General features: G+C 59.0%; 23 protein-coding genes. 13 read left to right on the top strand and 10 right to left on the bottom strand.

Features of this window, described 5'->3' with window-relative positions; genetic code table 11:
- Both panC and ACZ5IL_RS15030 read right to left on the bottom strand, forming a co-directional pair.
- A complete protein-coding gene (gene panC, locus ACZ5IL_RS15035; RefSeq protein ID WP_464592670.1) occupies positions 1-852 on the bottom strand; it encodes a pantoate--beta-alanine ligase in 852 nt (283 codons plus the stop codon).
- Positions 853-1,236: 384 nt separating this feature from the next.
- Complete coding sequence (locus ACZ5IL_RS15030; RefSeq protein ID WP_464596982.1) at positions 1,237-1,365, bottom strand: hypothetical protein; 129 nt, start codon at positions 1,363-1,365, stop codon at positions 1,237-1,239.
- On the opposite strand from ACZ5IL_RS15030, the gene ACZ5IL_RS15025 reads away from it, so the two are divergent.
- Both ACZ5IL_RS15025 and ACZ5IL_RS15020 read left to right on the top strand, forming a co-directional pair.
- Complete coding sequence (locus ACZ5IL_RS15025) at positions 1,313-2,008, top strand: VWA domain-containing protein (RefSeq protein ID WP_464596914.1); 696 nt, start codon at positions 1,313-1,315, stop codon at positions 2,006-2,008. The two genes, ACZ5IL_RS15030 and ACZ5IL_RS15025, sit on opposite strands and share 53 nt — an antisense overlap.
- Positions 2,009-2,093: 85 nt before the next feature.
- Positions 2,094-2,816, top strand: a complete 723-nt coding sequence (locus tag ACZ5IL_RS15020; RefSeq protein WP_464592668.1) for a DnaJ domain-containing protein — start codon at positions 2,094-2,096, stop codon at positions 2,814-2,816.
- A 310-nt stretch (positions 2,817-3,126) separates the two neighbouring features.
- On the opposite strand, the gene ACZ5IL_RS15015 is transcribed toward ACZ5IL_RS15020, so the two are convergent.
- Entirely contained in the window at positions 3,127-4,881 is a 1,755-nt protein-coding gene (locus tag ACZ5IL_RS15015; RefSeq protein ID WP_464592666.1) for a serine hydrolase, read from the bottom strand.
- A gap of 363 nt (positions 4,882-5,244) precedes the next feature.
- On the opposite strand from ACZ5IL_RS15015, the gene ACZ5IL_RS15010 reads away from it, so the two are divergent.
- Positions 5,245-5,583: a phasin family protein gene (locus tag ACZ5IL_RS15010; protein ID WP_464592665.1), complete on the top strand. Its 339-nt coding sequence runs from the start codon at positions 5,245-5,247 to the stop codon at positions 5,581-5,583.
- 72 nt (positions 5,584-5,655) lie between these two features.
- On the opposite strand, the gene ACZ5IL_RS15005 is transcribed toward ACZ5IL_RS15010, so the two are convergent.
- Positions 5,656-7,269 carry a hypothetical protein gene (locus ACZ5IL_RS15005; RefSeq protein WP_464592663.1) on the bottom strand — a complete coding sequence of 538 codons (1,614 nt, stop codon included), beginning with the start codon at positions 7,267-7,269 and terminating at the stop codon, positions 5,656-5,658.
- A gap of 582 nt (positions 7,270-7,851) precedes the next feature.
- On the opposite strand from ACZ5IL_RS15005, the gene clpS reads away from it, so the two are divergent.
- The gene (gene clpS / locus ACZ5IL_RS15000) at positions 7,852-8,184 is read left to right on the top strand and encodes an ATP-dependent Clp protease adapter ClpS (RefSeq protein WP_244553481.1); all 333 of its coding nucleotides are present in this window, start codon (positions 7,852-7,854) and stop codon (positions 8,182-8,184) included.
- Between the two features lie 243 nt (positions 8,185-8,427).
- The gene (gene clpA, locus ACZ5IL_RS14995; RefSeq protein WP_309772983.1) at positions 8,428-10,836 is read left to right on the top strand and encodes an ATP-dependent Clp protease ATP-binding subunit ClpA; all 2,409 of its coding nucleotides are present in this window, start codon (positions 8,428-8,430) and stop codon (positions 10,834-10,836) included.
- Positions 10,837-11,094: 258 nt separating this feature from the next.
- Here clpA and rplI read toward each other — a convergent pair whose 3' ends face one another.
- From rplI to rpsF, 4 genes are all read right to left on the bottom strand, one after another.
- Positions 11,095-11,700 (bottom strand): 50S ribosomal protein L9, encoded by a 606-nt coding sequence (gene rplI, locus ACZ5IL_RS14990; protein WP_464592660.1) that lies wholly within the window; start codon positions 11,698-11,700, stop codon positions 11,095-11,097.
- Between the two features lie 40 nt (positions 11,701-11,740).
- On the bottom strand, positions 11,741-12,727 hold the full coding sequence (locus tag ACZ5IL_RS14985; RefSeq protein ID WP_464592658.1) for a hypothetical protein: 987 nt from the start codon (positions 12,725-12,727) through the stop codon (positions 11,741-11,743).
- 129 nt (positions 12,728-12,856) lie between these two features.
- The gene (rpsR, locus tag ACZ5IL_RS14980; RefSeq protein ID WP_079446829.1) at positions 12,857-13,096 is read right to left on the bottom strand and encodes a 30S ribosomal protein S18; all 240 of its coding nucleotides are present in this window, start codon (positions 13,094-13,096) and stop codon (positions 12,857-12,859) included.
- Positions 13,097-13,101: 5 nt separating this feature from the next.
- Positions 13,102-13,521, bottom strand: a complete 420-nt coding sequence (rpsF, locus tag ACZ5IL_RS14975; RefSeq protein WP_464592656.1) for a 30S ribosomal protein S6 — start codon at positions 13,519-13,521, stop codon at positions 13,102-13,104.
- A 370-nt stretch (positions 13,522-13,891) separates the two neighbouring features.
- Between rpsF and fabD the strand changes: the two genes are divergently transcribed.
- The 8 genes from fabD to ACZ5IL_RS14935 all read left to right on the top strand — a co-directional run bounded on the left by fabD (position 13,892) and on the right by ACZ5IL_RS14935 (position 23,408).
- Positions 13,892-14,851 (top strand): ACP S-malonyltransferase, encoded by a 960-nt coding sequence (gene fabD, locus ACZ5IL_RS14970; RefSeq protein WP_464592654.1) that lies wholly within the window; start codon positions 13,892-13,894, stop codon positions 14,849-14,851.
- 19 nt (positions 14,852-14,870) lie between these two features.
- Positions 14,871-15,608 carry a 3-oxoacyl-[acyl-carrier-protein] reductase gene (gene fabG / locus ACZ5IL_RS14965; RefSeq protein ID WP_464592653.1) on the top strand — a complete coding sequence of 246 codons (738 nt, stop codon included), beginning with the start codon at positions 14,871-14,873 and terminating at the stop codon, positions 15,606-15,608.
- Between the two features lie 274 nt (positions 15,609-15,882).
- The gene (locus ACZ5IL_RS14960; RefSeq protein WP_009799564.1) at positions 15,883-16,122 is read left to right on the top strand and encodes an acyl carrier protein; all 240 of its coding nucleotides are present in this window, start codon (positions 15,883-15,885) and stop codon (positions 16,120-16,122) included.
- 95 nt (positions 16,123-16,217) lie between these two features.
- Positions 16,218-17,483 carry a beta-ketoacyl-ACP synthase II gene (gene fabF / locus ACZ5IL_RS14955; protein WP_464592650.1) on the top strand — a complete coding sequence of 422 codons (1,266 nt, stop codon included), beginning with the start codon at positions 16,218-16,220 and terminating at the stop codon, positions 17,481-17,483.
- 127 nt (positions 17,484-17,610) lie between these two features.
- The gene (gene mltG, locus ACZ5IL_RS14950) at positions 17,611-18,825 is read left to right on the top strand and encodes an endolytic transglycosylase MltG (protein WP_464592648.1); all 1,215 of its coding nucleotides are present in this window, start codon (positions 17,611-17,613) and stop codon (positions 18,823-18,825) included.
- 265 nt (positions 18,826-19,090) lie between these two features.
- Positions 19,091-19,978 carry a YicC/YloC family endoribonuclease gene (locus tag ACZ5IL_RS14945; RefSeq protein WP_464592646.1) on the top strand — a complete coding sequence of 296 codons (888 nt, stop codon included), beginning with the start codon at positions 19,091-19,093 and terminating at the stop codon, positions 19,976-19,978.
- A 3-nt stretch (positions 19,979-19,981) separates the two neighbouring features.
- Entirely contained in the window at positions 19,982-20,641 is a 660-nt protein-coding gene (gmk, locus tag ACZ5IL_RS14940; RefSeq protein ID WP_464592644.1) for a guanylate kinase, read from the top strand.
- Positions 20,642-21,893: 1,252 nt separating this feature from the next.
- On the top strand, positions 21,894-23,408 hold the full coding sequence (locus tag ACZ5IL_RS14935) for a glycosyltransferase family 39 protein (RefSeq protein ID WP_464592642.1): 1,515 nt from the start codon (positions 21,894-21,896) through the stop codon (positions 23,406-23,408).
- Here the strand turns inward: ACZ5IL_RS14935 and rsmA are convergent.
- Positions 23,351-24,271, bottom strand: a complete 921-nt coding sequence (gene rsmA, locus ACZ5IL_RS14930; protein ID WP_464592640.1) for a 16S rRNA (adenine(1518)-N(6)/adenine(1519)-N(6))-dimethyltransferase RsmA — start codon at positions 24,269-24,271, stop codon at positions 23,351-23,353. The genes ACZ5IL_RS14935 and rsmA overlap by 58 nt on opposite strands.
- Positions 24,268-25,290: a 4-hydroxythreonine-4-phosphate dehydrogenase PdxA gene (gene pdxA, locus ACZ5IL_RS14925; protein WP_464592639.1), complete on the bottom strand. Its 1,023-nt coding sequence runs from the start codon at positions 25,288-25,290 to the stop codon at positions 24,268-24,270. The genes rsmA and pdxA overlap by 4 nt, the downstream gene beginning before the upstream one ends.
- Between the last annotated feature and the right edge of the window lie 57 nt (positions 25,291-25,347).

The raw sequence follows: 25,347 nt of genomic DNA, 5'->3' as shown, positions 1-25,347 counted from the left end.
CTAAACGCCGATGTTGTCGATCAAACGGGTGGCCCCGATTTTCGCCGCGACCAGGAACCTGACCGGACCATCCTTTATCGAACGAACCGGTGACAGCGTTTCGGCGTGGCGGGCTTCGAAATAATCCAGCGAGAAGCCCGCGTCCTCGATCGTTCTTGCCCCATCGGCCAAGACGGCTTCGAGATTATTGCCTTTTCGTAACCGTTCAGCCGCATCCTTCATGACGCGATAGAGCGTCGGCGCAACAGCGCGCTGCTCTATCGACAGGTAGACGTTACGTGACGACATCGCGAGCCCGTCTCGTTCGCGCACGATCGGAACTCCAATGATTTTCACGCCAAGATTGAGATCAGCCGCCATTCGCGTCACGACCTTGAGTTGCTGATAGTCCTTCTGACCAAACAGGGCGAGATCCGGCCGGCATTGAATGAACAGCTTGCCGACCACCGTGGTGACGCCACCGAAAAAATGCGGTCGGAAACGATCTTCAAGACCCGCCATGGCTGGTCCTTCAGTCGATATCCGGGTCGCGAAGTCTTGCGGGTACATGGTGCTGACGTCCGGATGCCATACCAGGTCGACCTTTGCCTCGGCGAGTTTGGCCATGTCGGCCTTCCAAGTTCGCGGGTACGATCCGAAATCTTCATGCGGCGCGAACTGGGTCGGGTTGACGAAAATCGAAACGACAACCTTTGACGCGCGCCGCCTTGCCTGACGCACCAGCGCCAGATGCCCTTCGTGAAGGGCGCCCATGGTCGGCACCAAGGCAATGGTTGCTCGCCGAGCCCGCAGGCGCTCCAGGGCGCGGCGCAGCGAGGGAAGCGTACGGACAACGATGGGAGCGGTTGGCATTGCTGTTCGATGATAGATCTTAGGGCGCGGCTTGAGCTGCGGCGAAAAGCGAACCTTATCAGGCTCGATCCTGCATCGCCATTCAGACGCAGCCGGATTTCGAGCGATTTAGCGGCGACGGTGGGCGATGCAAGGTATAATCCGCGATCGGCGGCACGGCTTTTAGCCTTATATGTCATGTCCATATGACATAAGTCCTCGACAAAAGCCGTAAGAGTTCTGGCAGTTGAACCGCTCGATTCCCACTCACGGTTGACCGGCGGGAAAGAACCGGACGTGGGCTTGGTTTTGATCCGGCAGCCGGCTCTCCAGCAGATGCGCACCGCTTGAATTGTCAGCGGTTTGCGCCACATACTGCCTTTAATCCTTGCGAGTCTCTATGTCCTACGATCCGGAGTCGCTGAAACGTCCCCCGAGCCCGTCGACCTGCCGGAGCCAGCTGTCCGACAGAAGTGTTCCGCTGCCTGACGTAAAGTCCTCGTCGTCGTCCGATATCGCCGCATTCGTCGCCAAGGCGCGCTCCATGTCACCTCATTCGGCAGGCGGCCATGGCAGGCTGATGTTCGCGCTCGACGCTACCATGAGCCGGCAGCCGACGTGGGACATGGCCTGCGCCCTTCAGGCCGACATGTTTCGCGAAGCGGTCGGCATCGGTAGCCTCGACATTCGCCTTGTCTACTATCGCGGGCTCAACGAATGTCGCTCCAGCGGCTGGATATCCGACAGTGCAAAGCTCGCAAGGTTGATGAGCACCATCGATTGCCGCGGCGGCAACAGCCAGATCGGCAAAGTTCTCTCGCACGCCCGCAGCGAAGCGGTCGCTTCCGGTATCAAGGCCGTTGTATTTGTCGGCGACGCGATGGAAGAACCGGTCGACGATCTTTGTACGAAGGCTGGGGAATTGGGATTATTGAAAGTCCCTGTGTTCATGTTCCAGGAAGGACATGATGCGATTGCCGAGCAGGCCTTTCGCGAAATCGCGCGGCTGACCGGCGGCGCCTGGTGTCGTTTCGATCCCGGTGCGGCGAGCCAGTTGCGCGAACTGCTTCGTGCAGCAGCGGCTTATGCAGCAGGCGGCCGGGAAGCCTTGCAACGGCTGTCGACGACGGTAACAAGTGCGACCCGGCTATTGGGACAGATGAAATTAGCTCCATAGCCTGGATTTCGTAGCGTCTCTATGCCTCTGTAACCGCTGCCTACAATCGCTTTCTTTGACTGCGCCGAACTACTATTTATCCACCATGCCGACCCTGATAGCAGGCCTCTTCACCTTCCTATTTCTGTATTTGCTGCTTCAATTGTTGCGGGCAGCAAATCCGGCCGTATTGGCGCGAGCTATCAGGCTCGCCGGCGGCATCATAGCGTTCGCGATGGCGGCTTTCATCGGCATCAAGGGAGAATTGGCGCTTGCGCTGCCGCTGGCGGCTCTCGGTGTCGGACTTTTGGGCTGGTCATCGTCAGGCATGTCCTTTTTCGCCAGACTTTTCGGCGCAGGAAAGCAGGATACGACAACCGGACATACTTCCCAGGTTCGCTCGCAGTTCCTCGATATGGTCCTGGATCACGATAGCGGTCGTCTCGGCGGACGGATCATTGACGGACCCGACGCCGGCCGCTCACTGGATGATTTCGACCTGCCTCAGCTTCTCGCAATGATGACCGGCTTTGACGCGGAGAGCTGCGCGTTACTTGAAACTTATCTGGACCGCCGGTTTCCCGCCTGGCGTCAAAACGCGCATGGCGATCCGGCAGGGGGGGGAAGCCACGCGTCGCCGGGCGGCAAAATGACGGACGAGGAGGCCTATCAGATCCTTGGCTTGCAGCCGGGGGCGGGAGAGGACGACATTCGTCGTGCGCATCGGGGGTTGATGAAGAAACTGCATCCCGATCAGGGGGGGTCGACGTATCTGGCGGCCCGGGTAAACGCGGCCAAGGATACTTTGCTTCGCACTCATCGCAGCTAACTCCAACAACGCTACCAAACGCTACACTGCGAGTTGCTTCTATTTCTCTGTAGGACGAGGCCTCGTTTCGCCCGCCGTTGTCCGGCGGGTCGATCGTTGCTTGGATATTATCCGCTAATTCTTGACGAGTGGTTTGCGCGGGGTGGTTTCGGGCGCAGATGACCCAGAGTCCCGTTTTTTACGGAATCAGAAGCGGGGCTATATGATTTTGATCAACCGGGTTTTCTTCCCGCGAACCGAAATCAACTTCGCTCGAAAACGCTAATAGCCTGGATCGATCCTGACGTCGCATACAACGCGGGCTGGGCGATCAGTTTTTGATCGTGATGCAGGATATATCCGAACGCTTCAGGGTGCGGCACGCGGCTTCGGCTTCGTCGCGGTCGAGACCGGCGAAGCGGGCGCGATAGAGTTTCTTGTTTCCCTTGCCTACGGACTCAGTGAAGGGATCGGCCTTGCCCAACATCTTGGGGGCGCGACCTCGGGCGGTATCGAGACGCTCACGCGCCTGACTTTCCGTTTCCAGTGCGCCAACCTGAATGATCCAACCCGAATGCGATGCCACTGGTTTCAGCGCGCCATTCTTCTGAACGGTCCGCGGTTGAACCTCTGCTCCTGAATCCGCATGAGCCATCGCCTGCTTTGTCGAAGAAGAAAGACTCGAAGCGGGGAGCACGCCCAAGATGCCCTGACCGTTGCCGAAGTTAGCAGGTTGCGGCGGTACATTCGCCCGCGCTACGACAGAGCCCGACGTTTCCGGTGCCCCATCGTGATCCGTTGTGGGGTTGCCGGCGGCCGGCGACACAGAGGGTGCCGGCCCGGCCGAAGCCAGCCTGACCGACTTTGCCTTGACCTGCACCGTTTTGACCCGCACCGGCTTCATCGGTTCGGTGGCGCCGGGAACGGCGTCGATGGGCTGGGTCTTGATAACGCCACTCGTCAAAGCAGCGGGTTCGGACACAGGCCTTTTCGGGGGCAGCGCAGCGTTCGAAGCCGTTATTAGCGAGCGAGCGGGACGCTCGGGCGGCAGCGTAACGGGTTCGGGCACATTGGATGCGACTTGAACGGCGCCGTCGACCTGCGTCACGCCAGTGGGCCGTGACCGCGCCTGATCTTCGGCCGCTTTCGCATTGGCCTCCGCCATGCTGCTTTCGGCAATAGCGGCAACTGTCCGCCGTGTTGAAGCCATCTCGAGATTTTGGGCCAGCAGTTGGCGCATGGTCGCATCGCGTGAACCGCCGCTGCGACCGCCAAGGACGACGCCAACGAGGTGGCGATTGCCGCGCCTGAGGTTGGTGACCAAGTTGAAGCCGGAGGCTCGAATATAACCAGTCTTGATTCCATCGACGCCATCGACGCTGCCGAGCAAATGGTTATGGCCCCGAATGGTACGACCACGGAACGTGAATGAGGTGGTCGCGAAGTAACGGTAGTAACGCGGGAAACGATCTTGCAAGGCACGGCCAAGCGTCGCCTGATCCCGCGCGGTGGTGATTTGGTCGTCGTCGGGAAGACCTGAAGCGTTCCGATAGACCGTCCGCGTCATGCCGAGCGCGCGGGCCTTCCGCGTCATCATTCTGGCGAAGTCGTCTTCGTCCCCTGCGATCGCCTCGGAGATTACGACCGCCGCGTCGTTAGCGGATTTCGTCACCAGTCCTTTGATCGCATCTTCGACGCGGATGGTCTGACCCTGCTGCAGACCTAGCTTCGTCGGATCCTGTGAAGCCGCGTGCGCTGAGACGCGCATCTCGGTGTCGAGGCCGATCTTGCCGGAATCCAGACGCTCAAAAAGCATATAGAGCGTCATCATTTTGGTGAGAGATGCCGGATGACGAAGACTGTCAGGATTGGTGGACGACAGCGTCGCCCCGGAATTGGCATCCACCACGATCGAAGCGAATGGCGGATTGTAGCTATGCCGTTCCTGCTGCTGATGATGGTGATGGTGGTGACGAGCGCGCCGCGCATCCGCCTGATCGACCGTAAAAACGACCGCGACTATCGCAGCAAGTCCGAATGCGCCAACGCGCATCGCGCGCGAGGAAGCCAAGGTGATGCGAAGCATGTACTTCCCCGTCCCCATTTTCGACTCTAGTCACCGGTTCGTGAGGCAAAATTGTGCCCGACCGACTGATCTGAACGTTCAGCGCAAACCGATTCTCTAGGCGAGGTGGCAGGTCAGATTACCGTTCTGGCTAAGAGCTTGGTTCCATGACATTTTTTGCCGTTGTCACGGGAAACGCTCAAGATTCGAATACCAGCGTAGGGGGCTGGAGTTTCGAAAGAGTTAAGCAACTGTTGATGGACTTGGACGGATTTGAATGAATGCGACGATTGTGCAAAGCACAATAGCCTTGAATTTTATTGTGCGCTGCACTATATTTCTATCAGATCAGCGACACTCCGCTTTATTACGAAAGGAATCATCATGACCACGACTGAAGAGATCCAGCGACAGGGTAAGGAACAGTTGGACGCCGCTGTCGCAGCCGCGAGCAGCTTTCACAAGGGTGTTCAGGCCATCGCTGTAGCCTTTGGCGATTACACTCGGAAATCGGTTGAAGATGGCAACGTATTCACCGAGAAACTCGCCGGGGCGAAATCGCTGGACCAAGCCGTAGCGGCCCAAACTGAATATGCCAGAACGGCTTACGAGACGTTCGTGAATGAGTCTCAAAAGATCGGCGGCCTCTACGCCGATCTCGCCAAACAAGCCTACAAGCCGCTTGAGGATTTTACAGCGAAGTTTGTTCCAGCAGCGCGCTAAGAAAAATTCTCAAATAGGAATAGCCCGGCCAATATCATCGGCCGGGCTTTTTGTTGTGCTACCACGAGCGCGTTATTTGGCGATGCGCAGCTGCGAGATTTGCGTGAGAACGTTCTGAAAGGCGTCGGCAGTCTGCGTCGCCGATGTGATCATCTGAAAATTTCCGTCGGTGGCGCAGTTTTTGAGCACCTCCGACAGAGGATCCTTGTTGCCGACGTTGACCTGGATCGTGAAGATGGTGACGCCGCTGTCCTTGACCTTTTGGCACAGCAATGCCTGTCGCGTATCGATACTGGACGCGCTCGTGTACCAGCGATTCTGCGTGTTCAGGCCGTCGGACAAAAGGACGATATAGTCCTGATAGACGTACGCCGACTCTTTTCCGGGTGCCGCGATGGGACCGTTGGTCGTGCTGAGCGACTGCCAGCCCCAGGCAAGGCCGACACTCTGGTTAGTGTTGCCGCTGGGCGTCATCGCGCCGATCTGGTTTTTCAGATCGCCCCATGCGTAACTCATAGGCGTGATCGTGGCCGGGAGACAGTCTAACCATTGTTCGGCGTAGAATTTCGTGGAGGGCGCTGTGTCGCTGCCAACGGCCGTGGAGGGAGCGACATTTGAAATGTCGTAGTCTTGGTCGCGGTCGTTGACGCAACCGGTCCAGGTGCTCCGCGCCGGTGCCGCAGCGGCAGTGGCAGCCGTGCCATCGCCACGCCAAAGGTGCGAGTAGGTCGTCGGTGTGCTGCAAACCTTGCTCTTGCCGCTTCCCGAGCAGGTGCAGTTACTGGTCGATCCACAACTTGCGCCCGAGCCGGAGGCAATGGTTTGTCCTGGCGTCGTAACAGTCGTGTAGCATCCATTGTAGAAAATGTCCGTTTTGCCGGGTATTTTTTTGCCGCTATCAACGCCGGGGCAGATGTAACCTGCGTAGGTTCCGCTCGGTGGAATGGTAGTTGCCTGCTTTGCTCCGCTTAAAGTTGCAGGTCGATCCATGCAAATGAAACCCTGATTGTTGTTTGTAAACGGACAGGGCGATCCACCGATCGTGGTATTCCAGTTGCTTGGCTTCGATCCTTTTTGACTGCTGCCAAAAATAGTTTTGGTTGTGTCGAGGATCGGAGGTTCACCCTCCCACTCCGACCAATTCAGCCAAGCCGCGTTGACCTTGGCGGTTCCGACGTTGACGTCCTTTGCGAACGGAACGATTGAAATGTAGACGTCACCAGTAGTTTTGGAGAAAGCGGACAGCGAATCGACCATATTTTTCGCGGCGGTTTGCAACGCCGACATCTTGCCGTTGGACTCCATCGATCCGGTATTGTCCAACACCATCGCGACCCTCATGCGCGAATTACCCCATGTGGATGTGGACTTGGTGCCGAAACTAAGTTCCGGAAAGCCGGCGACCTTCATGAAATCGGTTTTGATCGCGCCCTGTCCGGAGGCGAGGATCGTTGCCGCCGCTGATGACGTGCTCGGGGTATAGGTCGCGCTTACGGTAACGCCGAAGGCGGTTTTGTCCGTATAAAGCGACGAAAAATACCGCTGCACCGCCTGGGTGATCTGTTGGGACGACATCGTCGGGTTGGCCGCAGCGTCCTTGGAAACCATGAGCACCGCCGAATCCATGGCCGCCTGCATCGAGGAGCGTGCGGCATTCGCCCGCGTGTAATCGACGGCGGCACCCACGAAGCTTAATATCGGCAGGAGCGCGATCGCAAAAATAGGTGCGATATTACCTCGAGAATTGCTACTAAAATGGCGGATTGAAGTGCGAGTCCGTTTGTAAATTGACGTCCCAGACATAGCTGTCACCGATCCGTTGGTTCCAGCCGCATTTTCGAGCCTCTGGGCTAAACGGGTGGTAAAGTTGTCCTGAGAAAGCAGGTAAATAGCCGCACAAATTGCGATGATCGTTCAAAATTGCTTATCCATCGTCAATGGAGCTTAAATGAGATTAGCTGACATTATGGAGGGTCAGAAGGAGTTGGTTAACCGCCAACTGGACGGTTGCACCTCGATCGCCAGCTGACTCAGTGACAATTACGATCTTGCGGTGAGGCGAATACAAACCCATACTTAAGCCGTCCGGGCCAGCCGACGTTCACACAGGGATGAGCGGCCCTATGTGTCGCAGCTTGACGCGGTGCGCGGAACTTGGCCGGGGCCGTCGTTGATCGTGAGCAGATATCGAACGCTTGAGCCATGTTGAAGCTGCCTGTCATTCAAATACCTGGATCGTGCGTGAGGGATGTCCCTTCGGCACCAAGAATGAGTGAAGACGAAGACCGCGTCGGCGGCCAGGGCGATCCGGCCGCGTCGGTAATCACCAAAGTCAGGCCGAAGACGAAACGTCCCAGTCTTTATCGTGTGCTCATATTGAATGACGACTACACACCTATGGAATTCGTCGTTCACGTCCTCGAGAAGTTCTTTCAAAAGGATCTGGAGGCCGCCACCCAGATCATGCTGCATGTCCATCATCATGGTATCGGCGAATGCGGCGTGTTCACCTACGAGGTTGCCGAGACCAAGGTCACGCAAGTGATGGATTTCGCGCGCAAGCACCAGCATCCGCTGCAATGCGTGATGGAAAAAAAGTAACTGCGCCGACCCGATTAGTCGGAACGATTCTTTTGCTTTCTGATCAGGCCGGTTCAATCAGCGCGGCGGCGCGGCAAGCTCGCGATTCGGCCAAGCCTCTGTGCGATTCGCGTCTGCCGCGCACTGTTCGCGGAGACGGGCCCTTCCCCCCGGATGGTATATTACTATATTGTTGACGAAGGTTGTTGTTGCCTGACGGGGCGATGGCGATCATGATGGCCAAGAGACCCTAGAGGACGCGGAATGCCAACTTTTTCTCAAAGCCTGGAACAATCCCTGCATCGGGCGCTCGCAATCGCAAATGAGCGGCATCATCAGTACGCCACGCTTGAACACCTTTTGCTATCGCTGGTCGACGATTCGGATGCGGCAGCGGTCATGCGGGCTTGCAGCGTAGATCTCGACAAGCTGCGCGGCAGCTTGGTGAACTATCTCGAGACCGAATTTGAGAATCTGGTCACGGCGGAAGCTGCTGACGACGCCAAGCCGACCGCTGGTTTCCAGCGCGTGATCCAGCGGGCTGTGATTCATGTGCAGTCGTCCGGCCGGGAGGAAGTGACGGGCGCAAACGTACTGATTGCGATTTTCGCCGAGCGCGAAAGCCATGCCGCCTACTTCCTGCAAGAGCAGGATATGACGCGCTACGACGCGGTGAATTACATCAGTCATGGCATTGCCAAGCGCCCCGGCGTCTCCGAAGCGCGACCGGTGCGCGGCGTCGACGAAGAGACCGAAACGAAGAGTGGCGACGATGCCAAGAAGAAGGGCGATGCGCTTGAAACCTACTGCGTCAATCTGAACAAGAAGGCGCGGGACGGCAAGATCGACCCGGTGGTCGGGCGAAATGCCGAGATCAACAGAGCGATCCAGGTGCTGTGTCGCCGGCAGAAGAACAATCCGCTCTTTGTGGGCGACGCCGGTGTCGGTAAGACCGCGATTGCCGAAGGGTTAGCGAAGCGCATCGTCGACAGCGAAGTTCCCGAGGTGTTGGCGGCCGCGACCGTATTCTCCCTCGACATGGGAACACTGTTGGCCGGTACACGCTATCGCGGCGATTTCGAAGAACGATTGAAGCAGGTTCTCAAGGAACTCGAAGCCCATCCGAACGCAGTGCTGTTCATCGATGAGATTCACACGGTGATCGGCGCGGGAGCAACCTCCGGCGGTGCGATGGACGCTTCCAATCTGCTCAAGCCTGCGCTGGCGTCGGGAGCGATCCGCTGCATGGGTTCAACCACCTACAAGGAATACCGGCAGCATTTCGAGAAAGATCGCGCGCTGGTGCGGCGGTTCCAAAAGATCGACGTCAACGAACCGTCGGTCGAGGATGCCATCGCCATTCTCAAGGGCCTCAAGCCGTATTTCGAGGACTACCACAAGCTGAAGTACACCAACGATGCGATCGAGGCGGCGGTGCAATTGTCGTCGCGGTATATTCACGACCGCAAGCTGCCCGACAAAGCGATCGACGTGATCGACGAATCCGGCGCGGCGCAGATGCTGGTTACCGAGAGCAAGCGGAAGAAGACGATCGGTATCAAGGAAATCGAGACGACGATCGCGGCCATGGCCCGGATCCCGCCCAAGAGTATGTCGAAGGATGACGCGGAGGTTCTCAAGCATCTTGAGCAGACTCTCAAGCGCGTGGTGTTCGGACAGGATCGCGCAATCGAGGCTCTGACGGCGGCGATCAAGCTCGCGCGAGCCGGCTTGCGCGAGCCGGAAAAGCCGATTGGCTCCTACCTGTTCTCCGGCCCGACTGGTGTCGGCAAGACGGAGGTCGCCAAACAGCTTGCAGAGGCGCTTGGCGTGGAGCTGCTGCGCTTCGACATGTCCGAATATATGGAACGGCACACCGTTTCGCGGTTGATCGGTGCGCCTCCCGGCTATGTCGGTTTCGATCAGGGTGGTCTGCTGACCGATGGCGTTGATCAGCATCCGCATTCGGTGGTGCTGCTCGACGAAATCGAGAAGGCGCATCCGGATGTCTACAATGTGCTGTTGCAGATCATGGACCACGGGCGGCTTACCGATCACCACGGCAAGCAGGTTAACTTCCGTAACGTGATCCTGATCATGACCACCAATGCGGGCGCTTCCGACATGGCGAAGGCTGCGTTCGGCTTCACGCGTAACAAGCGGGAAGGGGACGATCGCGAGGCGATCAACCGTCAGTTCTCGCCTGAGTTCCGTAACCGGCTCGACGCCACTGTCTCATTCGGCCATCTCAGCACCGACGTGATTGGCTTGGTGGTTGAGAAGTTCGTGTTGCAGCTCGAGGCACAGCTTGCGGATCGCTTTGTGACGATCGATCTTTCTGATCCGGCCAAAGCCTGGTTGGTCGAGCACGGCTACGACGAGCAAATGGGTGCCCGGCCGATGGCGCGGGTGATCCAGGAGCACATCAAGAAGCCGCTGGCAGACGAGGTGCTGTTCGGCAAGCTCAAGGGTGGCGGCCACGTACGCGTCGTTCTCGTCAAGGACGAAGCGGTCGCGGGCGTCGATCTCGAGAAGATTGGTTTCGAGTTCCTCGATGGGCCGGTCACACCCAAACCGGAGAAACTTCCGGGCGCCCGCAAGCGGACACCGCCGCGCAAACCCAAGCCTGGCGGCGGCGGACTCACGTCGAAGGAACCGCTCCTCAAGGTCTGACCGCGGGTACGAAAAAACAAACGGCCGGCACACCAAGTGCCGGCCGTTTTGCGTTGCTCGTGGGATTGAGCGATAGAGTCATTGTGGCTTCGAAATCAAAGCCGCAATCTACGCGAACCGGTATCCACTTCGCTCGAAACACGACAGTGTGGACTCATAAGCACGCATCCACAGCCTTATTGAGACGATGACGACGGCGGCTAGGAACTTCTGACGAGCTTGGCAAAAAGACGCGAGCGCCGCTCGTGAGAACAGAATTTATCTCTCCTCAGTGTTCTGCTCGTCATCCGTGGCTGGCTCGTCATGTTGTGCTTCCGGATCAAAGAATTCGCCGGCGGCGGCGATCGCTTCGGCGGCGGCGTCGCGATCCTCCTGTCGGGTACTGATGTCCTCGCCGCGTTGGATGCGTTCGGCTTCGTCGACGCTGCGAGCGACAGTCACCGTGATTTCAGCCTCAACTTCCGGGTGGACCGCGACCGTCAGCTTCTGCTTACCTATCGTCTTGATTGGCGCATCTAGCCAGACCTGGGGGCGGGTGACGATAATGCCGTCGGCGGCCAACGAAGCGACGATGTCGCGGACGGTGACCGAACCGAATAGCTGGCCGGTTTCGGAAGCCTGGCGGATAATGACAATGTCGCGTCCGTTGATCTTCTCGGCGACGTTGGCGGCTTCGCCCTTGGCCTTGATGTTGTTAGCTACAAGCTCGGCTTTCATGCCGTCATACTTGGCCCGATTTTCGGCGGTCGCGCGCAGGGCCTTGCCGCGTCGGAGAAGAAAGTTGCGGGCGAAACCGTCCTTGACCTTCACGACCTCGCCCATCTGCCCAAGCTTGGCCACACGTTCCAGCAGAATGACTTCCATGTTCGATCCTCTTGTTCGGTGTTGAGTAACTGTACTGAATTCACGATTTCGGCGCGAGCGGCGGAGGCCTGTGCCGTTGCAGGTAACGTTGCCGAAATCCGAAAATTGCGTCTGCGATGCCGATACCTACAATCGTGACGACGGGCCATACGAACATCAGCACGACGGCGTAGACCGAGCCGAGCCATAGCCCACGGTTCCGCATCGTTAGGGTGATCGTGTGCAACACGGCGAAACCTACCAGCGCATACGTCATCATCAGACACGCGGTAACGATCTGGGCCAGGATCGCAGGCAAGCCGCCGACGAAGCACATCGCCAGCGCGACCATCATCGCAACCAGAGCCATCGGCGGAAGCGTCGTTGTCCTCATGTCGGGCCAGGGGCGCCGCAGCCGGCCAGAGGTGGCGGTGACTTTGGCCGCCAGCCACATATTGAGCGTCAGCGTCGCCATCGCAATCGTTGCGGCAGCGGCAGGGGCAATGGCCACAAACGCATCGACGACCTCCGAGGCCCGATCGCGTGACGCTGCATCTTGCACATTGGCGATGCGTACCAGACCGCGCCGCAGGGTATCCGTAATCGTCGATGCGTCGGAGCCGAGCGTAAGAAGCGCGGCGGTCGTGGTCAGCGCGGCGAAGCAGGCAATCCAGATCAGTATGCGTCCAAGTGGATACCAGTCGACCGGGTACAGAGCGGGCGGCACTGCGTCGGTGCTTTGCGGCGGCGTATCCGCGATGACCGGGCGGCCGAGCAGCACCAGATGTCCCAGCCACCACGCGGGCAGCGCGACAGTCAGCACGAAAGCTGCGGAATACGGCGGACCGAACAAGACGCCAAGGCTGGCCCCGGCGAAAGCACCGCCGATAGCTGCGCAGGTCGGACCCCATCCCATTGCCGCGACCATCAGCGGCAATGGAGCCAGATAGAACAGCAGCAGCGAGATCAGCGCGCCCGAAATGATCGACGCGAACATCAGCGCGGAGGCGCATCCGGCTGCGACCGCAATGAGGAGGTTCATAGTCATCAGCTGTCCCGCTCCTCTCGAGCGGTTAGAGGTCTCGTTCGAGCCCCAACCATCGGCCCCCGGGATAACCCGGAAGCCTTATGAAATATAACGATGATAGACGCCGGCGATACCGCCGGCGGCCGTGAATTACCGGATAACGTAAGGAAGTAGACCGAGGAAACGCGCACGCTTAACCGCGCGCGCGAGCTCACGCTGCTTCTTGGCGGATACAGCGGTGATGCGGCTCGGCACGATCTTGCCGCGCTCGGAGACGTAACGCATCAGCAGCTTGGAATCCTTGTAATCGAGTTTCGGCGCATTCGCACCCGTGAACGGGCAGGTCTTGCGGCGGCGGAAAAATGGACGGCGTGCACCAGCATCAGCCATGATTCTTACTCCTCAACCACTGCGTTGGCGTCATCGCGCGGTCTGCGCGGACCACGGTCGCCACGGAAACCGCCGCCGCGATCGTCACGCTCACGGTCGCGATCAGCCTTGCGCATCATCGCCGACGGACCTTCTTCATGTTCTTCGACCCGCACGGTGAGATAGCGGATGACGTCTTCGTGGATGCGTTCCTGGCGCTCGATCTCATTGACGATCGTGGCAGGCCCATCGATGTTGAGCAGCACGAAATGCGCTTTGCGGTTCTTCTTCATGCGATAGGTGAGCGAACGTACGCCCCAGCTCTCGGTCTTGGTGACCTTCCCGCCCAATCCCGTGATCACGCCCGTGATCTGGTTGGTCAATTCCTCGACCTGCTGGGAACTCGCATCTTGGCGCGCGAGAAAAACATGCTCATAGAGAGGCATGGATGTCCTTTCCTCAAGTTGGCGCGGACCCCGGCGGCAAGCCCTTCGAGACCTTGGGAAAGGACTCGGGATAAGCTCAGAAGGCGGAAGCACGGGACGACGGGCCGATAGGCCCTGCCGCATCAATATCGCCTGACAGGTGAAATTGCTGAGACCGTCCGTTCAGCTCCCGGCCGGGATCTGCGGATGGCGCGGGTTATACGGATATTCGGGCCGGTTGCAAGAGATAACGCCGTCGCGGCTCGCGATCCAAGCCATCAAGCACAAAGCTCAGGGACCGCCGCAAGCAGTCGATGAGCCTGGTAACCACCTGTCTTGACATCATTCGGCGCGCGGTGTCTCTCCGCCCGGGGTTTCAAGGGGCGAGCGTATGACCGCGGCATTCACCTTTCCGGGGCAGGGTTCCCAGACCGTAGGTATGGGCAAGGCGCTGGCCGAGGCTTTTCAGGTCGCAAAAGCCGTTTTTGACGAGGTCGATGCGGCCCTCGGCGAAAAGCTGACCGCCACCATCTGGGATGGGCCTGCTGAAACCCTGCAATTGACCGAGAATGCCCAGCCGGCCTTGATGGCAGTCTCTATTGCCACCCTCCGCGTACTCGAAGCCGAGGCCGGATTTTCGGTGGCAAGGGATGCCGCCTTCGTGGCCGGACATTCGCTCGGAGAATATTCCGCGCTGGCGGCCGCGGGCAGCCTGAGCATCGCGGATACAGCGCGGCTGCTGCGGACGCGCGGTCTCGCCATGCAGAAGGCGGTTCCTGTCGGTGCTGGCGCTATGGCGGCTCTATTAGGCCTTGATTATGAAGCCGCGGTCGCCGTTGCCGACGAAGCCGCGCAGGGTCAGGTCTGCCAGGCCGCGAACGACAATGGTGGCGGACAGGTTGTCGTGTCCGGCGACAAGGAGGCGGTTCATCGGGCAGTCGAGATCGCGAAGACCAAAGGCGCCAAGCGCGCGATGCTGCTGCCGGTGTCGGCGCCGTTTCATTGCAGGCTGATGCAACCCGCGGCCGATGCGATGGCGAAGGCAATAGCTGACGTGGCGATCAGCACGCCGTCGGTGCCAGTCATTTCCAACGTACTGGCCGCCCCAATCACGAACCCTGACGAAATCCGCCGGCGGCTGATCGAGCAGGTGACAGGAACCGTCCGCTGGCGCGAGTCGGTCGCCTATATGGCCGAACACGGGGTGACGCGCTTTTTCGAGATCGGAGCCGGCAAGGTTCTGAGCGGGCTCGTCAAGCGCATAGCGGATGGCGCCATCGGCGTGGCCGTGGGCGGACCGAACGATATAACGCAAGCCAGGGAAGCGCTGGCAGCCGCACGCTCGGCTTAAACAAGACAAAGGAGGAGCGATGTTCGACTTGACCGATAGGACCGCGCTTGTGACAGGCGCAACCGGCGGTATCGGCGGCGCCATTGCGAAGGCGCTCCATGCGCAAGGGGCGACGGTCGCGATTTCCGGTACTCGTCGGGAGGTGCTGGAGGCGCTGGCGGGTACGCTTGGCGAACGCGTTCATGTGCTGCCCTGCAATCTATCGGATGCGGCGGAGGTCGAAGCATTGGTGCCGGATGCCGAGAAGGCGATGGGACGCGTCGATATTCTCGTCGCCAATGCGGGCGTCACACGGGACAACCTGTTTGTGCAATTGCGCGACGAGGATTGGGATGATGTGATCAGGATCAATCTGACCGCGACATTCCGCCTGGCGCGCGCGGCGACAAAACTGATGATGCGCAAACGCTTCGGCCGCATCATCGCGATCACCTCGGTGGTCGGCGTCACCGGCAATCCGGGGCAGGGAAATTACACCGCATCGAAAGCCGGACTGATCGGCATGATCAAAACGCTAGGCGCGGAATACGCGAAGCGCGGGGTGACGGCCAATTGCATTGCACCCGGATTTATCGCAACACCGATGACCGACGCGCTGAACGAGAAGCAGCGAGAGATGATTCTGACGAAAGTCCCCGCGGCCCGTCTCGGAACGCCTGAAGATATTGCGGCAGCGGCGGTCTATCTGAGTTCGAACGAAGCAGCCTACGTGACGGGACAGACGATTCATGTCAATGGCGGAATGGCAATGATTTGAGGCGCTTTTGGCCCGTCTACCGGGGCTTGCGGTCAAGGCTTTCGATGTGTGATAACCGGACCAAGAACGGGTGGGCAAAGAACGCCATTGCAGGAATATGAAACCCTGTATATTGGCGGTGTGGCGGCTGCCGTCGTTTGCCGGTCCGCACCCGCACAAGGCGGAAAAGACCGAATCCTACACGACTGCAAATAGCGACAGGAATTAGCTAGTTTAATGCTCCACGATGGCTCGTTTGCGGTCGGGTCCAATTGAACAAGCGCGAGGTTTAATGATGAGCGAGATTGGCGAGCGGGTTAAGAAGATCGTGGTCGAGCACCTTGGCGTAGAGCCCGAGAAAGTCGTCGAGAGTGCCAGCTTCATTGACGATCTTGGCGCAGACAGTCTCGATACGGTCGAGCTCGTGATGGCCTTCGAGGAAGAATTTGGTTGTGAGATTCCCGATGACGCGGCGGAGACGATCCTGACCGTCGGCGATGCCACAAAGTTTCTCGAGAAGAACGCGAAAAGCTGACGCTCTCCCGCGGTCTTACATGAAGCCGGGCGGGTCGTGTTCGAACGGCCCACCGGCTTTTCCTTATCCTTTGTAAGGAAGCTGGAGTTTTCCAGATGAGGCGCGTCGTCGTCACCGGACTTGGCATGGTGTCGCCGCTTGGCTGCGGAGTCGAGCCGACCTGGAAGCGCATACTCGACGGCATGAGCGGCGCGAAGCAGATCGAGACGTTCGACGTTACCGACTTGCCGTGCCGAATCGCCTGCATCGTCCCACGCGGCGACGGCACTGACGGAACCTTCAATCCTGACCTGTGGATGGAGCCGAAGGACCAGCGCAAGGTCGACGATTTCATTATCTTCGCGATGAGCGCCGCCAGACAGGCGCTCGACGATGCGGATTGGCATCCTTCAACCGACGAGGATCGTTGCGCGACCGGCACCTTGATTGGTTCCGGCATTGGCGGCCTTTCGGGTATCGCCGACACTGCGGTCCTCATGAAGGAGAGGGGAGCCCGCAAGGTGTCGCCATTCTTCATTCCGGGACGCCTGATCAACCTTGCTTCGGGATACGTGTCGATCGAACACGGACTGAAGGGACCGAACCATGCTGTGGTGACAGCCTGCTCGACAGGCGCGCATGCAATCGGCGATGCGAGCCGCCTGATCGCACTCGGCGACGCCGATGTCATGGTGGCTGGCGGCGCGGAATCGCCGATCTGCCGCATCGGCATGGCAGGCTTCTGCGCCGCGCGGACGCTGTCCACCGGCTTCAACGACACGCCGCCAAAAGCATCGCGTCCTTACGACAACAATCGCGACGGCTTCGTCATGGGAGAAGGTGCTGGTGTCGTTGTGCTCGAGGAGTACGAGCATGCACGGCAGCGCGGTGCGAGAATTTATGCCGAAATTACGGGATACGGCCTGTCGGGGGATGCCTATCACATCACGTCGCCGTCCCCGGACGGCGACGGCGCGTTTCGGAGCATGACCGCTGCCATGAAGCGCGCTGGCATATTTCCATCGGATATCGACTATATCAATGCCCACGGTACCTCGACCCAGGTCGGCGATGAAATCGAACTGAAGGCGGTGGAACGATTGCTGGGTAACGCCGCATCAAGCACGTCGATGTCCTCCACAAAATCCTCTATCGGCCATCTGCTGGGTGCCGCGGGCGCAGTCGAAGCTATTTTCAGCATCCTTGCGATTCGCGACAACATCGCCCCGCCAACGATTAATCTCGATAATCCTTCGGTGGAAACAGCGATCGATCTCGTCCCACACAAGGCGCGTCAGCGGGAAATCAACGTCGTACTGTCAAATTCGTTCGGGTTCGGCGGGACCAACGCATCAATTATCATGCGGCGCCTCGCCAATTAACGTGTGATGGACGCAAATCCACTGTTTCGCCGCATTCGATGATAAATCCTAGAGACGGCCGCATGCTGTTGGCCGGGGCAGGGAATTCGCCGGCCAACATTAAACCGACAGGATTTATGTTGCATCGATGACTGAAAGGCCGCCCATCTCTCCGCGCAGTCCGCGCGCCGCGCTTGAACCCGAACAGGTACCCCCACCGCCGAAGCGTTCTGCGCGTGCGCGAAGCCCGCTGGTGGTTGCGGGCAACGCGATCATTACGGTTTTGTTGATCGGGATGCTTGGTGCCGGCGGCGTTTTTTTCTACGGCAAGCAGAAGATCGAAGCGCCGGGACCGCTACAGGACGAAAAGATCGTCAACATTCCGGCTCGCGCCGGAATGAACGACATTGCCGAAATTCTTCAGCGCGAAGGTGTGATCGACGACAATCGCTGGGCGTTTATCGGAAGTGTATTTGCGTTAAAGGCGCGCGCGGATCTGAAGCCAGGAGAGTACGCGTTCCAGAAGCAAGCCAGTCTGCGCGAAGTCATAGGCACCATTGTCGAAGGCAAGGTGGTGCAGCATCCCGTGACTATTCCAGAAGGCCTGACCTCCGAACAGATTATAGAACGGCTTTCGGAGAATGAGATTTTCTCAGGGACCGTTCGAGAGATTCCACGCGAGGGCACATTGCTGCCCGAGACGTACAAGTTTCCGCGCGGCACCAGTCGGGAGCAAGTGATCCAGCGCTTGCAGCAGGCCCAGAAGCGCGTGCTCGCAGAAATCTGGGAGCGTCGTGCCTCAGATGTGCCCGTCAAAACATCTGATCAACTCGTTACGCTGGCATCTATCATTGAAAAGGAAACAGGCAAGGCGGATGAACGCAGCCGGGTCGCGGCCGTTTTCGCCAACCGTCTGAAACAGAAAATGAAACTGCAGTCCGACCCAACGATCATTTATGGTCTGGTCGGAGGCAAGGGGACGCTGGGGCGGCCGATCAAACGCAGCGAAATTATGCAAGCGTCTCCATACAACACCTACGTGATTGAAGGGTTGCCGCCTGGACCGATCGCTAATCCCGGCCGAGCTTCGCTCGAAGCAGCGGCAAATCCGGCGCGAACCCGCGATTTATTCTTCGTTGCCGATGGAAACGGGGGGCACAGCTTCACCGAGACTTACGAGCAGCACCAGAAGAACGTCGCTCGGTTGCGAACCATGGAAAAGCAGATTCAAAACGATGCGGTCGAGCCGCTGGACGAGCCGGCGCCGGCTGTCGCGCCCGCCACACCAGAAACCGGCACCACACAGGACGAGCCTTCCCCAAAGCCGGCGGCGCCGCGGGCGCGAACCCGGCCAAACCGGTAGGGCGCTGTAGAGCCTTCGCAGCACATCATTCAGCAACAGGGATCGAATCAGACCGCATTCGGCCTGGTGCCTGATTCACTTTTTGATCGCGCATCATCTTATCCGAAACCGGTTTCCATGTTCGCGTGAAAACGCATCAACCAAAAGCGCAGAACTTCGATTCTGATTCCATCAGAAGCGGATTTCACTCGGCCACAAAATTCTCTAACGTCGGGACGATCCGTTAAACGAATCTCACATCTGGGTGCTTCGGAGAAACCACGCGATGGCGTTGTCGAGCATGACCGGCTTTGCAAGAAGCCACGGCGCCAGTGGGCCGTATGCGTTCGAATGGGAGTTAAAATCCGTGAACGCCAAAGGGTTCGACCTTCGGACGCGGCTACCGACCGGCTGGGACGATATAGAAGCGACGATAAGGAAGCGCGCAGCACAAGTGTTGTCACGCGGAACAGTCTACGCCAATCTAACGGTGAAGCGCAGCAACGCGGCTCCCCTTGTTCGCGTCAATGAACAGGTCCTGGCATCTCTCCTGAAGGTCGCGCGCGATTTGTGCGGAAAAATTGACGCGCTCGCGCCGAGCATTGATGGTTTGCTATCGATAAAGGGTGTTATGGAGGTCGTTGAACCGGAGTCCGACGATGCCGAGGAGCTCGCAGCAAAGACCGCCGTCGCTGAAACTTTCGAGCAGGCGCTGCGCAGCCTTGTTGATATGCGCGAGCGTGAAGGAGCTACGCTTGGCGGCGTACTGATGCAGCGTATGGATGAGATCGAGCGTCTCGCGCGCAGGGCAGAGGCCGCCCCTGGTCGTCAACCGGGCGCAGTGAAGGCGCGACTTGCCGAGCAGATTACCGCATTGCTCGACACATCGGACCGCTTCGATCAGGATCGACTCCATCAGGAAGCGATCTTGATCGCTACGAAGGCCGATATCCGCGAGGAATTGGATCGCATTGCCTCGCATATTTCGCAGACGCGCGAGTTGATCGGCAGGGGCGGGCCGATCGGACGAAAGCTTGATTTTCTTGCGCAGGAGTTCAACAGGGAAGTCAACACTTGCTGCTCGAAGTCGAACGATCTCGAACTGACCAATGTCGGACTTGAACTGAAAAACGCCGTCGAACAGTTTCGCGAACAGGTCCAGAATCTGGAGTGATCGATGACTGCTCACGATCGGGGTTTCGACGGAGTCGAACGGCGCGGCTTGATGTTCGTGCTATCGTCGCCTTCCGGTGCCGGAAAAACCACGCTGTCGCGGCTGCTGATCGAGCGCGTCGAGGGCTTGAGCCTGTCGGTCTCTGCGACCACGCGACCGATGCGGCCGGGTGAGGTCGATGGTCGTGACTACAAGTTCGTCGACGACGCAACCTTTGCAGCCATGGTCAAGCAAAATGATCTGCTGGAATCGGCCGTCGTGTTCGACAATCGCTACGGCACGCCGCGCGCGCCTGTGGATGCGGCACTGTCATCCGGCCGCGACGTATTGTTCGATATCGATTGGCAAGGCACGCAGCAATTGCGCGAGAAGGCACGGGCCGACGTGGTCAGCGTCTTTATTCTGCCGCCGTCCGCTACTGATCTGGAACGACGCCTGCATACCCGTGCCCAGGATGCCGATCATGTGATCCGCGAACGAATGGACCGCGCCACGCATGAGCTCAGCCACTGGGCTGAGTACGATTACATCGTCATCAACCAGAATGTCGATGAAGCGTTTACTGAGGTGCAGTCAATTTTGAAGGCTGAACGGCTCAAGCGCGAACGCCGAACCGGATTGACGGCGTTCGTACGAGAACTGCAGCGGCAACTTGAGACTTAGAGCCTTGCCTGTGATGCATCCGAAACGAGGCGCTGTGAGTTTGATTTGACGAGTTCGCTTAGAGACCTTTCATTCGCCGCTAGCGCCGCTACGTCGTTGCTCCACGTGATGCCCGAGACAGAATTTCCATGATGTCGCGAGATTGCGCCTCGATGTCCTGGCGTATGCGGAGCACGTCAGTGCGGGAGGTTTGTGCCGTATCGGGCCCCCGTCGTTTCCAGGGCGGAGGGTAGCCTTGGTCGACCAAATCCTCGATTAATCGCGAGTGACGGATTTGTAAGAGGCTGCTCAGATTCCCGAATCTGACAGCTGCAAATCCAAGAAACCCTGCTACGGCTAACGCGCCAGCGAGCCCACCCAGCAGCATAGATGACGAGTGGGACTGAATTTCAGCCTCGGGAGAGCTGACGACGGCTGAAGCAAGGCTTGGCTCGCTGTGTTCGCCGCGCGCCTGAGTATCAGACTCGATTGTTGCCGCAGAGACTGGCGGGTCGTTCGGCGTCTGCGGACCAGACGTGACTGGAGCTTGTACCGGCGGTTGCGTCGCATTGGCGACCGGCACCTCGTTGATGGCTGGATCGGGCCACTGCGTGGTAGCGGTCTGTTGCGATATATTCGTGTTTTGCGCAGGCTCGTCGGAAGAATCCCTCGTGGACGGCAGGGAGTTGGCGTCTGCTGAATCGTTCGCGCTTGTCGCGTCATCGAGCTCCGCGTGAGCATTCGTAATGGACGGCCGGAGAGGTGGTGCGGACGCCCTCATTGCCCGTTTGTCCGACGCGGGGGCAGACGGCGACGGCTTTGCTGCGGTTTCGAGCCCAGCCTTACCGTGCTGTTCGCCGAGATACCAGCAATGACGCTTAGTTCCCGGCTCGACGCGATAATGCCAGTGACCTCCGCGCGGCGTCGTCGCGCCCGGTTTTGCTAGGCAGGCATCGTCCGCGCGTGCCGAGCCCTGGACGGTGATCGCAAGCATGCCGCCCGTGAACAAAGCTACCCCAAGGGTTGAGAGACGTTTCCCCAAACGGTTTGACATGCATATCCCCGATCATGACAAGATTCACGATGCCTTTCGTTAATAATCGAGAAAGACTTGGGTCGCATTGCGCCGCAAATCCGGAATAGTCAGGGCGTAATTGAGGCTCAGCCGTTGGTGGCGCATCAAGGGTTGTGTAAGAGGCCGCTTACGACTGGAATGTTGCGCAGTTCCTTGCGATATTTCGGGACTCGTCATGCCAATTCACAGGAGCCGAAGTTGGCGACAATAGCCACAGGCGGAACGCTTGTCGCGATCCGTAATGGCCTGGTGCAAGCGAGCACCGATTTCGTGCGGCGGAATGGCAGCCGCCGGATTCTGAGTATCACGCTGGCAGCCTATGCGGCGCTGTGGATGCTGTATTTCTCGGTTTCACATGCGACCGTGGATATTCATTTTGATCTCAGCGAGGCATCGATATGGGCGCAGACGTTTGCGTTCGGCTACAAGCATCCACCGATGACGGTATGGATTTTCCATGCCTGGTTTGCGATATTTCCGCGTACGGATTGGGCGGCCCATCTTCTTGCAACCGTTAACATCACTGTAACGCTCGCCGTCACCTGGGTAATTCTACGGGATCATCTCGACAAGGAGCGGGCACTTGTCGGCGTGACCGCATTGATCCTCGTTCCGTTCTATACATTTCAAGCAGCGCGATTCAACGCGAACACAGTGATGATGCCGTTCTGGGCGGCAACCGTACTCTTCTATCTCCGAGCGCGGAGCAACAGCAGGTGGACAGACGCGGTTCTCGCGGGTGCGTTCGCCGGTCTGACCTTTCTGGGAAAATACTGGGGTGTCTATCTGATCGCAGGTATCGCTGTTGCGTCGCTGGCAGGAGACGATGTCAGGCGGTTCTGGCGGTCAGGTGCGCCATTCCTAATGGCAGCAGCCGCGCTAGCCGTGCTTGCGCCGCATATCCATTGGTTGCTTACCGAACGCGATCACGCAACCGAGCAATTTCTGACAACGAGCGTGATGGCTCCCGCGTCATTTGGCGCGGCACTGAAAACCTCCACATTTTATCTCGGTGGGATCATAGGCTATGTCGCAATACCCCTGATTTTTTTCGCCGTGCTGAAGCCGGACCGTGCGGCCTTGCGAGATACGATCTGGCCGGCCGATCCGGGGCGACGTCAGGCATTGCTGCTGCTTGTCGTCCCGCTGGTGCTGCCGGCCGTGGCCAATCTTGCATGGCCTCATCGTCTGACGCCGCTATGGACGTTTCCAAACTGGGCGTTGTTACCGGTGGTGCTGTTTGGCTCGCTGAGGCTCAACGTGACGGCAATCGCCGCGGCTCGCGCTTGTTTGACAGCGCTGTTGGTGTCGCTTTTGGCAGTCGCCGTTTCTCCACTAGAAGCTCATATGAAACTCGCGCGGCAGACGACGCAGAACGCGCATTATCGGCAAATCGCGATGGAGATTGTACATCTCGCTAAATCGCCAGCGGTGGTGATCGGTGGTAGCGAAGAGATTGTCGCCGGAGTGTTCTATTACCTGCCCAAGGCCAGGCCAATGAGCAGCGAGCCGAATGAGGTGCTTACGAAATTGTCGACTACCGCGCGGGTTCTTGTTTGCACCGAAAATGATGTGCCGTGCCGCGTCAAGGCAGACTCTCTTGCCGGGGACTCCGGCAGCGTGTCTAATGTTACATTCACCAAAACATTTCTCGGCTACTCGTCGCCACCTTTGACGTATCGAATTGTGGTTGCCGGAGCGGACCGGTCCTGATGCGGTTCAGACTGCAGTATGCGCATGGCTGAGAGCTCCCTCGCCATCGCAACGAAACCTGATATTGGAACCGTCTCCGCGCGCCGCGTGGGGTCGATGCCGGCCGCAGCCGCCAGCGACGCAGGATCAGCGGGCAACGATTTCAGGCTTTGCCGTAGCATCTTCCGGCGATGCCCGAACGCGGCGGCGGCAACTTGTTCCAGCATCCGGCGGTCGCATGGCTCGGGGCTGTCGCGTGGTATCAGCCGCACCACCGAAGACGTGACCTGGGGTTGCGGAACGAAAGCGGCGGGCGAGATGTCGAACAGAATTTTGGTCTCTGCGCGCCAGTTTGACAGCACGGCAAGGCGGCCATACGCCTCGTCGTTTTCGCGGGCAACGATCCGTTCGGCGACCTCGCGCTGAAACATCAGCACCATGGCGTCATACCATGGCGGCCAGGGCTCGATGCTGAGCCAGCGGATCAGAAGCGCGGTGGCGATGTTGTAAGGCAGGTTGGCGACGATCTTTGCGCGCATCGTGCCGAGCAGGGGTCGTGGATCGAAGCTCGTCGCGTCCGCGTTGACGATCGTGAGGCGGCCGGGATAGCGAGCCGAGATTTCTTCCAGCGCGCCAAGCGCGCGTTCGTCACGCTCGATGGCGATGACGCGCATCGCGCCGAGCGCAAGCAGCGCCCGCGTCAATCCGCCAGGACCTGGCCCAATCTCGATGACGGTCGCATCCTGGAGTGGACCGGCGGCGCGCGCGATCCGGGCCGTGAGATTCAGATCGAGTAGAAAGTTCTGTCCCAACGATTTTCGCGCCGATAACGCGTGACGTTTGATGACGTCGCGCAGCGGCGGCAGGTCATCAATCGCGCTCATGCCGAACGCGTCGACGCTGCCATCCGCGCGGCGAGGCTCAGCGCAGCGATCAGACTCGATGGATCGGCGCGTCCCGTGCCGGCGATGTCGAATGCAGTGCCGTGATCCGGCGATGTGCGGATAAACGGCAGTCCCAGCGTGACGTTGACGGCCCGATCGAAAGCCAGCGTTTTGACCGGAATCAGAGCCTGATCGTGATACATGCAAATGGCACAGTCGTAAGTCCGGCGCGCGGCCTCATGGAACATGGTGTCGGCCGGAAGCGGGCCTTTGACGTCGATTGCTTCGGCGCGCAGGATTGCGACGGCCGGTGTAACGATCGTCTGATCCTCGGTTCCGAGCGAGCCGTCCTCTCCCGCATGGGGATTCAATCCGGATACCGCGATGCGGGGGCTGGTGATTCCAAATCGCGAGCGTAGGTCTGCAACGACAATGCGAACGGTATCCACAATCATGCGGCTCGACAGCATTGTGATCGCATCGCGCAAGGGCAGGTGGATGGTGACGGGCACTACCGCAAGATCGGGCGACCACAACAGCATCACCGGCTGCGGTGCGTTGGAGTTCGTTGCCGCCAGTTCGGCGAGAAATTCGGTGTGGCCAGGATGGGCAAATCCCGCCCGGTAGAGCACGCTCTTGGCAATCGGATTGGTGACCACTGCTCCCGCATGGCCCGCTACAACATCGTTGACCGCATGACGGATTGATCCAATCGCTGCGGGGGCGCTGTTGTCGTCGGGATGACCGGGATACGCGGTTGCCGGATGCCCCGTGGCGACAATCGGAAGTGCCTCATTGAATATCTTGGAAACGTCTTTCTGGCCGACCTCCGCCAAGGAAAGATCAAGCAAGGGAAGATCAAGTCCGAGCAGCTTTGCTCGGGTCGAGATGAAGGCGCTATCGCCAAGAAGATAGAAGGGAGGAACGGCATCGCTCTTGCGGCGCAGCCAGGCCGCGATCGTGATATCCGGTCCGATGCCGGCCGGCTCGCCCAGAGTCAATGCAATCGGCTTCACCACGCGATGACTCCAGCGCGGCCTTTGATAGAATACACGCCGCCGTTCATGACATCTGCC

The sequence above is a fragment of the Nitrobacter sp. CN101 genome (assembly GCF_055390255.1).
This window is presented reverse-complemented; position numbering and strand designations above follow the sequence as displayed.